The 11,044-nt window shown below is 73.8% G+C and carries 10 protein-coding genes; 6 read left to right on the forward strand and 4 right to left on the reverse strand.

Annotated elements, in window-relative coordinates; all coding sequences use genetic code 11:
* Window positions 1–111 precede the first annotated feature (111 nt).
* Window positions 112–1,554, forward strand: coding sequence for an alkaline phosphatase PhoX (locus AC068A_RS19775; RefSeq protein WP_478586543.1), 1,443 nt, complete (start codon window positions 112–114; stop codon window positions 1,552–1,554).
* 78 nt (window positions 1,555–1,632) lie between these two features.
* Here AC068A_RS19775 and AC068A_RS19780 read toward each other — a convergent pair whose 3' ends face one another.
* The 4 genes from AC068A_RS19780 to AC068A_RS19795 form a co-directional block, all read right to left on the reverse strand.
* Complete coding sequence (locus AC068A_RS19780) at window positions 1,633–1,827, reverse strand: hypothetical protein (protein WP_478586545.1); 195 nt, start codon at window positions 1,825–1,827, stop codon at window positions 1,633–1,635.
* A gap of 113 nt (window positions 1,828–1,940) precedes the next feature.
* The gene (locus AC068A_RS19785) at window positions 1,941–3,167 is read right to left on the reverse strand and encodes a TerD family protein (protein ID WP_478586634.1); all 1,227 of its coding nucleotides are present in this window, start codon (window positions 3,165–3,167) and stop codon (window positions 1,941–1,943) included.
* A gap of 115 nt (window positions 3,168–3,282) precedes the next feature.
* Entirely contained in the window at window positions 3,283–3,504 is a 222-nt protein-coding gene (locus AC068A_RS19790) for a hypothetical protein (protein ID WP_478586547.1), read from the reverse strand.
* 52 nt (window positions 3,505–3,556) lie between these two features.
* Window positions 3,557–5,098 carry an aldehyde dehydrogenase (NADP(+)) gene (locus AC068A_RS19795; protein ID WP_478586549.1) on the reverse strand — a complete coding sequence of 514 codons (1,542 nt, stop codon included), beginning with the start codon at window positions 5,096–5,098 and terminating at the stop codon, window positions 3,557–3,559.
* A 147-nt stretch (window positions 5,099–5,245) separates the two neighbouring features.
* Between AC068A_RS19795 and AC068A_RS19800 the strand changes: the two genes are divergently transcribed.
* The 5 genes from AC068A_RS19800 to AC068A_RS19820 all read left to right on the forward strand — a co-directional run bounded on the left by AC068A_RS19800 (window position 5,246) and on the right by AC068A_RS19820 (window position 10,938).
* Window positions 5,246–6,133, forward strand: coding sequence for an IclR family transcriptional regulator (locus tag AC068A_RS19800; RefSeq protein WP_478586551.1), 888 nt, complete (start codon window positions 5,246–5,248; stop codon window positions 6,131–6,133).
* A 240-nt stretch (window positions 6,134–6,373) separates the two neighbouring features.
* Window positions 6,374–7,267: a hypothetical protein gene (locus AC068A_RS19805; protein ID WP_478586553.1), complete on the forward strand. Its 894-nt coding sequence runs from the start codon at window positions 6,374–6,376 to the stop codon at window positions 7,265–7,267.
* 107 nt (window positions 7,268–7,374) lie between these two features.
* Window positions 7,375–8,730, forward strand: coding sequence for a sensor histidine kinase (locus AC068A_RS19810; RefSeq protein ID WP_478586555.1), 1,356 nt, complete (start codon window positions 7,375–7,377; stop codon window positions 8,728–8,730).
* Window positions 8,727–9,398 (forward strand): response regulator transcription factor, encoded by a 672-nt coding sequence (locus AC068A_RS19815; RefSeq protein WP_478586557.1) that lies wholly within the window; start codon window positions 8,727–8,729, stop codon window positions 9,396–9,398. The genes AC068A_RS19810 and AC068A_RS19815 overlap by 4 nt, the downstream gene beginning before the upstream one ends.
* Before the next feature lie 91 nt (window positions 9,399–9,489).
* Entirely contained in the window at window positions 9,490–10,938 is a 1,449-nt protein-coding gene (locus AC068A_RS19820; protein ID WP_478586559.1) for a peptidoglycan D,D-transpeptidase FtsI family protein, read from the forward strand.
* Window positions 10,939–11,044: the final 106 nt, after the last annotated feature.

Raw genomic sequence — 11,044 nt, forward strand, 5'->3', positions numbered from 1 at the left:
GTTCACGTGCGGGCGCGAGCGTGTGCGCCGCGCGGCAGCCCACCGCTGCCGCGCGGCACGTCCGCTCACCACGACAGGCGCACCACCTCCCACACCCCCTGGAGTGAACCGATGCCGCTCAGCCGTAGAGACTTCACCGCCCGTACCGTCATCGCCGGTGCGGGAGTCGCGCTCACCGGGACGGTCGGCGCCCTCGCCACGGCCCCGGGAGCGCTGGCGGCCGACGACAGCGCGCACCTCGACGAGCACGGCCGCCCCTGTGAGCCCGGCTACGGCCCGCTCCTGCCGGACCCGGCCGGAATTCTCGCCCTCCCCGCCGGATTCCGGTACCGCATCCTCACCCACAGCGGCGTCACCACCCTGGAATCCGGCGAGTTCACCCCGCAGAAGCACGACGGCACCGCCGCCTTCGAGGGCCACCGCGGAGTCACCCTCCTCGTCAACAACCACGAGCTCAAGGGCAGGCGCGCCGACTGGGCCCACCCCGTCCCGCACACCGAGGGCCTCGTCTACGACCCGGCCGCGGCCGGCGGCTGCACCGTCGTCGAGGTCCGCCGCGGCGGCGGGGTCGCCGAATGGGTCGGCATCGCCGGTACGTCGACCAACTGCGCCGGCGGCGCCACCCCCTGGGGCACCTGGCTCACCTGCGAGGAGACCGAGGACCGGGCCGGCAAGAACGGGATGGCCAAGGACCACGGGTACGTGTTCGAGGTCGACCCGCACGACCGCCGCGCCAACCGCGACCCGCAGCCGGTCAAGGCCCTGGGGCGGTACGCGCACGAGGCCGTCGTCATCGACCCCCGCCTCGGCCACGCCTACCTGACCGAGGACGCCTCCGGCCCCAACGGGCTGCTCTACCGCTGGACCCCGCCGGCCGGCTTCCGCCACGGGCGCGGCAGGCTGCGTACCCTCGCGGCCGACGCCGGGGTGCTCGCGGCCGCCAAGTGCTTCGACAGCGGCGGCCGGTTCGTCGACGACCTGTCCCGGGCGACGAGGACCGGCACCGTCTACGGCGTCGACTGGGTGGCCGTACCGGACCGCGACGGGCAGACGGTGTCGGTGCGCAAGCAGTTCGGGAACGGCGCGGTGACCCGCGCGCGCAAGCTGGAGGGCATGTGGTGGGCCGACGGCGGCGCGTACTTCGTCTCCTCGTACGCGCGTGAGGAGAGCCCGGGCGCCGCGCACGACGGACAGGTGTGGTTCTACGACCCCAAGCGGCGCACGATCACGCTGAAGGTGCTGCTCGGGGTGAACCCGGACCCCGCCGGGGGCGTGGTCGGCGACGGCCCCGACAACATCACGGTCTCCCCGTACGGCGGGCTCGTCATCGCGGAGGACGGAGAAGGCCTCCAGCACCTGTTCGGCGCCACCGAATCGGGCCGCACCTACCCGCTGGCGCGCAACGAGCTGAACATCGGGACCGCGGAGGAACCGGAGTACTCCGAGTTCGCGGGAGTCTGCTTCTCGCCCGACGGGCGCACGCTGTTCGCCTGCATCCAGGAACCGGGCATCATGCTGGCCGTCACCGGGCCGTGGCGGCGCGGGCCGCGCTGACTCCTGCTGCCGGTGCGCTGCTGCTCCGGCCGCTGCCGCTGCCGTATCCGCTGTGCGGGTACGGCAGTGCCGCCGCCCTCACGGGGCGGCGGCGACCTCGGCGATCCCGGCGATTTCGGCGCGGCTGGCGCTGGCCCATTGCTCGAGCAGGAACTCGTACGCCGCTGAGGGCCATTCGTCATCCACCCGGGTCTCGACGAGGTGCCGTATCGCCTCGTTCGCCTCTGCGGCGGACGGGCGGGCGGGACCCGCGGGCCTGAGTGTGCTGTACATGGTTTCCAGGCTACGGGCGGACACGGACCGTCACCCCCGGTTTAAGGGTGTAATCCATCACCTTCGCCGGCGGCCCGGCCGCCGGCGGTCGCTGAATGTGCCCGCCCACCTGCTCAGAGCGTCTCGGCGCCGGGCTTGACCATGCCGCGCACTGTGCGGGACTTCACAAACTCCCCGATGGCCGTCATCTCCCATTCGCCCGAGAACTGCCGGATCAGTTTCGCCATCATCACGCCGGTCTGCGGCTCGGCGCCGGTGAGGTCGAAGCGGACGAGCTCCTCGCCGGTCGCCGCGTCGATCAGGCGGCAGTAGGCCTTGGCGACCTCGGTGAACTTCTGGCCGGAGAAGGAGTTCACGGTGAAGACCAGGCCCGTCGCTTCGGCGGGCAGCCGGCCGAGGTCCACGACGATCTCCTCGTCGTCCCCGGCGCCCTCGCCGGTGAGGTTGTCGCCCGAGTGCCGGATGGCGCCGCCCAGGATGGCCAGTCTGCCGAAGTAGCAGCTGTCGATGTGGTTGCGCTGCGGGCCGTACGCGATGACGGACGCGTCGAGGTCGATGTCCCGGCCGCGATAGGCCGGTTCCCAGCCGAGGCCCATCTTCACCTGGGAGAGCAGCGGGCGGCCGTTCTTGACGAGGGACACGGTCTGGTTCTTCTGGAGGCTGACCCGGCCCTTGTCGAGGTTGATCTTCCCGGTGCCGGCCGGAGTGGCTGCCGGCGCTGCCGGCGCTGCCGGAGCGGCGGGCGGGGCCGCGACCGGGGCCGGCGGCGGGACCGTGACCGGCGGGGCGACCGGGGTGACCGGGGCGGCGGGGGCCTGCGGGGCGGCCGCGGGCGCCGGGGCCGGTTCCTCATCCACCGAGACCCCGAAGTCGGTGGCGATGCCGGCGAGGCCGTTCGCGTACCCCTGGCCGACCGCGCGCACCTTCCACACGCCGCCCCGCTGGTAGACCTCGACGACCACGAGCGCCGTCTCGGTGCCCAGCTGCGGCGGGGTGAAGGTGGCGATCACCGCGCCGGTGTCCGCGTGGCGCACGGTGGCGGTGGGCTCGATGCCCTGGAAGGTCTGACCCGCCGCGTCGGGGCTGGCCGTGACCACGATGCGCTCGATGCCGGGCGGCAGCCCGCCGGTGTCCACGGTGATGGAGTCGGGGGCCGTACCGCCGCCGGAGCGGTAGCTGACACCGGGCCCGGACGGCTGGTTGTAGAAGATGAAGTCGGCGTCGGAGCGCACCTTGCCGTCGGCCGCGAGGAGGAGCCCCGACACGTCGAGCCGCACCGGGGCAGCCACGTCCACCGTCACCCGGACGGCATTGAGCGGCAGGTTGGAACCAGGGGTCATAGCGGTCATGCCCGGAGAACGACCCGGGGTGCCGTGCCGTTCCCTCCCGGTCCGCCTGGAGCGGCCGGTCGGGGGACGCGCGGGCCCGGGCGGGCCGGCGGTGCCGGCGGAGGCCTCAGCCGCGGTTGCGGGGGTGGTTTCTGGCCGCGCGCTCGTTCCCGAACTTGTACGCGCCCGTCCAGCGGGCCATCACGAGCTGCGCGTCGCCGGCCTCCACCTCGGCCAGGAACTTCTCGGCGCGGGCTCCGCGCAGGGTGCCCGCGGCCCGGCCGCGGTGGGTGATGACGACGCTGCCGTCACCTCTTCGCTCGTACGTGAATCCGTGCGGTCTCGGCATGGGCCGCAGCCTGCCCCGCCCGGGGCGGGGCAGGCAACGGGTTTTGCCGGATCTACCGGCCGGCCCGACCCGCGGCTTCCGTGACGCGGCGCGGCAGGCCCAGCGGGTTCGCCTCGCGCAGCTCCGCCGGAAGCAGCGGGTCCGGCACCGACTGGTAGACCACCGGGCGCAGCCAGCGTTCGATGGCGGTGGTCCCGACCGAGGTGGAGTGCGAGGTCGCCGCCGGGTACGGGCCGCCGTGGTGCTGGGCCGGAGCCACCGCGACCCCGGTCGGCCAGGCGTTGACCACGACCCGCCCGGCCAGCGCCGTGACGCGGGAGACCAGCTCCGCCGCCGGGCCCGGGGCGCCCTCCACCTCGGCGGCGGACAGCTGGAGGGTGGCGCTCAGGTTGCCGGGGAGCAGGTCGAGCACGGCGCCGGCCTCGTCCTGGTCGGCGTACCGGACGACGACGGTCACCGGCCCGAAGCACTCCTCCAGCAGTACCTCGTATGCCGGGCCCGCGAGCAGGCTCGCGGCGGACACGGCCAGATGGCCCGCGCCGACGGTGTGCTCCCCGGCGGGGCCCGGCGTGACGGGCGCGGTGACCCCGGGCAGCGCCGCCCGCTCGGCGACCCCCGCGACGAAGTTGTCCCGCATCCGGTGGTCGAGCAGGACGCCCGGACCGGTCTCGCCGAGCGTCTTGGCCAGGGCCTCGGTGAGCCGGTCCCCGGCCGCGCCCTGCGGGACCAGGACCAGGCCCGGCTTGACGCAGAACTGGCCGACGCCGAGGGTGACCGAGCCCGCCAGCCCGGCGCCGATCTCCTCGGCGCGCTCGGCGGCGGCGTCCGGGGTGACCACGACGGGGTTGAGGGAGCCGAGTTCGCCGTGGAAGGGGATCGGGACGGGGCGTGCGGCGGCCGCGTCGAACAGCGCCCGCCCGCCGCGCAGCGAGCCGGTGAACCCGGCGGCGGTGACGAGCGGGTGGCGGATCAGCTCGAGGCCCGCGTCGAACCCGTGGAGGACGGTGACCACTTCACCCGGCAGCCCGGTGGCCACCGCCGCCCGGCGCAGCAGCGAGGCGCACAGCTCGGAGGTGGCCGGGTGGTCGGGGTGCGCCTTGACGACCACGGGGCAGCCTGCCGCCAGGGCGCTCGCGGTGTCCCCGCCGGGGACCGAGAACGCGAGCGGGAAGTTGGAGGCGGCGTAGACGGCGACCACGCCGAGCGGCACCTTGTAGCGGCGCAGCTCGGGGCGCGGCGGGGTGAGGGAGGGGTCCGCCCGGTCGATCCGGACGTCGAGGTAGCCGCCGTCGGCGACGGCGTCGGCGAAGGCCCGCAGCTGGCCGGTGGTACGGGCGAGTTCGCCGGTGAGCCGGGCCGGTCCGAGCGCGGTCTCGGCGTCGGCCGCCTCGACCACCTGGTCCGCGGCGGCGTCGAGCAGGTCCGCGGCGGCGCGCAGGAACGCGATGCGGGCGGTGCGGTCCGCGAGCGCCGTGCGGGCGGCGTGGGCCGCGCGGACGGCTTCGTCCACCTCGGGGGAGCCGGCTTCCACCGCAACCTGCGCCCGCTGCTTCCCGGTGCGGGGGTCCACACTCCAGACTGGTGTCCCTGCCATGCCGCACTGCCTCCTGCGTCTACGCCGACCCGCGTGGTGGCGTTCAGTATTCTGAACGCCGTTCCGATGGGTGAATGATCTCCATCCGTTCCGGACTCTATTTCCGCGTCTTTCGCGTGACAAGAGACAAGAGGGGCAGGAAGGCGAATGGCCAGAGGTGAGCGCATCGAGTTCGACGGGGCGGCGGCCGCGGACGGGGGCGGCGGCTCGGGCGGCTTCGGTGATGCGGGCGGTGCGGGCAGTGCGGGCGGCTCCGGTGATGCGGGCGGGGTGGCGGGCGCGGCCCCGGCGGCCGTGAAGTCCGCGGTCCGCACGGTGGTGTTGCTGGAGCACTTCGCGGCGCGGCCCGGCCTGCACAGCCTCGCCGACATCCAGCACGACCTCGGCCTCCCCAAGTCCAGCCTCTACATGCTGCTGCGCACGCTCGTGAACCTCGGGTGGGTGGAGACGGACGCCACGGGGACGCGGTACGGCATCGGTGTACGGGCCCTGCTCGTCGGCAGCTCCTACATCGAGGGGGACGAGGTGGTCGCCGCGGCCCGGCCCACCCTGGACCGGCTCTCCGAGGACACCACCGAAACGATTCACCTGGCCCGGATGGACGGGCGGAGCGTGGTCTACCTGGCCACCCGCCAGTCCCAGCACTACCTGCGGCCGTTCACCCGGGTCGGGCGGCGGCTGCCCGTGCACTCGACCGCGCTGGGCAAGGCGCTGCTGGCCACGCACTCCGACGAGGAGGTCCGCGCGCTGCTGCCGCGGCGGCTGGAGGCGGTCACCGAGCACACCGTCACGGACCGGGAGCAGCTCATCGAGGAGCTGGAGAGCGTACGGGAGCAGGGCTACGCGGTGGACCGGGAGGAGAACACGCTCGGACTGCGCTGCTTCGGCGTGGCCGTGCCGTACCGGACGCCGGCGCGGGACGCGGTGAGCTGCTCGGTGCCGGTGGCCCGGCTGACGGGGGACCACGAGGAGGCGATCAAGGCGGCGCTGTTCGCGGCCCGGGACAGGCTGTCGGTGGTGACCCGGCGCATGTGAGGCGGAGCAGGGGTGGAGGGCGTCTCCCCCGCGTGGGGGAGGCGGTTCACCTTCGCGGGGGAGGTGACGGGGCGCCGGGCACGCGACTGTTGAGCCATGACGACACGAGCGGTGCGACGCACGACTGGCACGAAGACCCCGACCGACCGTACGATCCCGACCAACCGTACGATCCCGGCCGACCCGACGACGCCGATGAGTGGCGTTACCCCGATCCAGAGGCTTCTGCGGGCGGCGGCCGTGATCGCCACCGTGCCGTACCTGGCCCTGAAGGCCGCCTGGCTGGCGGGGAGTCACATCGGCATACCGGACGGCAGCGCGCTGCTGAAGCCCGGACCGTTCTTCACCGCGGCCAACGCCGTCACGCTGGCGATGGACGCCTGTGTGATCGTGCTCGCGCTGCTGCTCACCCGGCCCTGGGGGAGACGGGTGCCCGGCCGGCTGCTGATCGTTCCCGTGTGCACGGCCACCGGGCTGCTCACCCCGATCGTGACCGGCTTCCCCGGCCAGCTCCTCGTCAGGGCGGTGGGCTTGGGGGCCGGTGAAGCGGCGAAGGCCGCGCGGGCGCCGTTCCTCGACGACTGGGTGTACTTCGTCGTCTACCCCAGCTTCATCATCCAAGGACTCGCCCTGGCCGGGCTGTTCGTCCCCTATGCGCGCGAGCGCTGGGGCCGGTGCTGGCAGGGCGTGCCGGACACGCGGCTCCCGTCGCCCACGGGGGTGGTGGCGGGAGCCGCGGCCGCGGTCGGCGCAGCGGTGGGAGCGATATACCTGTACTGGGCCTTCGGCGGTACCGCCTGGCTGGATGCCGAGCGGGTGGCGCAGTACTCGGCGGAGAGCGGCCTGGTCTCGGCGGTCCACGGGCTGTGCGCGCTGGCGGCGGGTGCCGGGGCGCTGCTGCTGGCGCGGGGCGGGGCGATCAGGGCCCGGTGGCCGCTGGCGCTCGCCTGGGTCGGGTCGTCGTCGGCGCTGGGCTGGGGGCTGTTCCTGTTCACGGCGGTGCTGGCGCCGGAGGTCGGCGATCCCGGACGCACCTCGCCGATGATCTTCCTGGCCTACGCTGGCCAGGTGCTCGCCGGCGGCCTCTCCGCGGCCGTCCTGGCCCGGTTCACCCGTTCACGGCTCGCGGCCTGAGGCGGCTGCCCGGGAACGGCTGCAGGCGGAGGAACGGACGGGCCGGAAGCGGGGGCCCGTGCCCGGCGGGAGCCGGGCGCGGCGGAAGCAGAACGAAGGGGGGAGTGATGCGGACGGGGGGATGGCCGGCCCGGATACCGGCCGGCCTGGGGCGGGTGCTGGGGTCGCGGGCCCGGCTGCGCTGGGTGCACCTGATACTCGGCGGCGCCCTGCTGATGCCGTACTTCCTGGTGGCGCAGGTGTTCGTCGGCGTCCTCGCGGGCGGGGTGAACGCGCTCGCCTCCGCTCCGCTGACGTTCATCGCGTACGGGGTGTCGGTGCCGCTGGCCGCGGTGACCGGTGTCCTCGGGCTGGTCCGTCAGCTGTCGGTGGTCGCGGTGCGGGCGCTGTGCGGGGTGCCGGGGGAGCTGTTGGCCGAGGGGCCGGCCCGGTCCTGGGCGGCCCGGGGGAGGACGGCCGCCTGGTGGTCCCTGCACCTGGGGATCGGCGCGCTGGTCAGCGGGATGAGCCTGGCGGGGCCGCCCATGGCGGTGGTGATGATCCTGCTGCCGTTCGTGAGCGCGCTGCGGGAGATGCCGGTCGGGCCGGGCTGGTTCAGTGCCGCCGCCGATCCGTACGTCGCCCCGTTCCTGGGGGTCGGCCTGCTGGCGGGGCTCGTGCTGTGCGCCGCCGGGGCCGGGGCGCTGCTGGCCCGGCTCGCCCCCGTGCTGCTGGGGCCGACGGCGGCCGACCGGCTGGCCGCGGCCGAGGAGCGGGCCGCCGACCTGGCCGTGCGCAACCGGCTCGCCCGGGAGCTGCACGACTCGGTCGGGCACGCCCTGAGCGCCGTCACCCTCCAGGCGGTCGCCGCCCGGCGCGTCCTCGACAGCGACCTCGGGTTCGTACGGGAGGCGCTGGCGGCGATCGAGGACACCACGCGGCGGACCGTGGGCGAGCTGGACGCCGTGCTGGGCCTGCTGCGGGACGGGGACCAGGCCCGGCCGGACGCCGCGCCCGCACCGACCCTCGCCGCCGACCTGGACGGGCTGCTGGCCCGGACCCGGGCCGCCGGCACCACCGTCACCGCCCGCCAGGACCCCGGGCCGGTGGGGGACTGGGCGCAGCTCCCGGCGATCGCCTCCCGCGAGGCGTACCGGATCGTGCAGGAAGGCCTGAGCAACGCACTGCGGCACGGCGCCGGACCCGTCGAGCTGCACATAGCCGTCACGGACCGGCGGGACGCGCGGGACGTACCGGACGGCAAGGAAGACGGCGCACACCGCGAACTGGAGATCACCATGACCAATCCACTGGGAACCGGTGAGGGCGCCCCGGCCCGTACCACCGGGGGCCGCGGGCTGCGCGGGGCCGCCGAGCGGGCGGCCCTGCTGGGCGGCCGTGTCGAAGCGGGCCCGCACGAGGGGCTGTGGCGGCTGCGGGCCGTCCTCCCGCTCGGCGGGGGCGTGGGCGGGGGCTCCCGGTGAGCCGGCCGCCGCTGCGCATCGTGCTGGCCGACGACGAACGGATGGTCCGCACCGCGCTGCGGGTCATCATCGACGCCGAACCCGACCTGGAGGTCGTCGGGGAGGCGGCCTCCGGCGCCGAGGCCGTATCCGTGGTCCGGGAACTGGCCCCGGACGTGGTGCTGATGGACGTCCGCATGCCCGGGATCGACGGGATACGGGCCACCGAGCAGATCCTCGCCACCCTGACCGAACCGCCGCGGATCGTGGTCGTGACCACCTTCGAGAACGACGCCTACGTCTATGACGCCCTGCGCGCGGGCGCCGCCGGGTTCCTCCTCAAACGGGCCGACCCGGACGAACTGCTCGGCGCGGTCCGGCTGGTGGCCCGGGGCGACTCGCTGCTGTTCCCGGCGGCCGTCCGCACCCTCGCCGCCTCCCACGCCGCCGCCGCGCTCGGAGCCCCCGCCCCGTGGGTGGCCCGGCTCACCGACCGGGAGGCGGACGTCCTGCGCCTGATGGCCGGCGGGCTGTCCAACCACGAGATGAGTGAACGTCTCGGGGTCGGCCCGCAGACCGTCAAGACGCACGTCGCCGCCGTCCTGTCCAAGACCGGCTCACGTGACCGCACCCAGGCCGTCATCGCCGCCTATGAAGGGGGCTTCATCGTGAGGGGCGCCGCCACATGAAGAAAAGCCGCCACATGAAGAAAAGCTGAGAACCCGGCCACAAACGGGACAGGGCGGAACGCCCGGACGCCCTCGCACGTCCTTCCGGGAGATGAACAAGACGATCAGGCGTGCGTCGGTCTTCTGCCTGCTCCTCGTGCTGGCCCTGCTTCTCCGGGTCACCTGGGTGCAGGCCTACCAAGGCCAGGCCCTCGCAGACAACGAGAACAACCGGCGGAACCTCATCGGGCAGTACGAGAACCCGCTGGGCAACATCATCGTGGGCGGGGAGGCGATCACCGGCTCGGTCAAGACGGGCGGCAAGGACTTCGGGTACAAGCGGACCTACGGCGACGGCCCGCTGTACGCGCCCCTCACCGGCTTCAGCTCGCAGGCGTTCGGCACGAGCATGCTCGAGGGCGTCTACAAGAAGATCCTCAACGGCTCGGACGACCGCCTGAAGACCGTGATGGACCTCATCACCAACCGGCGGGCCTCGCCGGGCAACGTCCTCACCACGGTCGACAAGGGCGTCCAGAAGGCCGCGTACGACGCGCTCCAGGGCAAGCAGGGCTCCGCCGTCGCGATCGACCCCGCGACCGGCGAGATCCTCGCCATCGTGAACAACCCCTCCTTCGACCCGGGCCGCATCTCCGGCGCCAACGACGCCGAGGCCTGGAAGGAGCTGTCCGCCGACAACGGCAAGGCCATGGAGAACGTGGCGCTGCGCAAGCCGCAGGCGCCCGGCTCCACCTTCAAGCTGGTCACCCTGGCGGCGGCCATCGAGAACGGGCTGGTCACGAACCTGGACGCGCCGACCGGCACCCCCGACCCGTACACCATCCCGGGGACGAAGACCCTGCTGCCCAGCGAGGCCGGCTCCGCCGCCTGCCACAACGCCTCGGCGCGCACCGCGCTCCGGCTGTCCTGCAACAACGTCTTCGCCGAGCTCGCGTCCAAGCTGGGCCAGGACAAGATGCGCGCGACGGCCGAGAAGCTCGGCTTCAACACGAACGTCGAGACCCCGGTCACGACCCGGGTGCCGAGCAAGTACCCGTCGAAGAAGATGTCCGTCGACCAGGTCGCGCTCACCGGCATCGGCCAGTTCGACGTGCAGGCCACCCCGCTGCAGATGGCCATGGTGACCGCCGCGGTCGAGAACGACGGCAAGCTCGTCGCCCCGCACTCGGTCTCCGAGGTCACCGACTCGGGCGGCACCGTGCTGGAGAGCTTCAAGAACCCGAAGGTCCAGCAGGTGATGAGCCCGAAGACCGCCGCGATGCTGCGCGACGCCATGAAGACGGTCGTCGCCGAGGGCGGCGGCAAGCCCGCGCAGGTGTCGGGCGCCGAGGTCGGCGGCAAGACCGGCACGGCCCAGCGCGGTGTGAAGAACAGCCTGCCGCCGCTGGCCTGGTTCACCTCGTACGGCAAGGCGAACGGCAAGCAGATCGCCGTCGCCGTGATGATCGAGAACTCGGACACCGACCGGTCCGAGATCGGCGGCGGCAGGCTGGCCGCCCCCATCGCCCAGAAGATGATGGAGGCCTGGCTGAAGAAGTAGCCGCCCCCTGCACGCCCCCGCGGGGGGGGGGGGGGGGGGGGGGGGGGGGGGGGGTTGTTTTTTTGCTTGGGGAGGCGCCACCCCCCAAACCCACCGCCACCGTACG

Source organism: Streptomyces sp. NPDC043854, assembly GCF_056436005.1.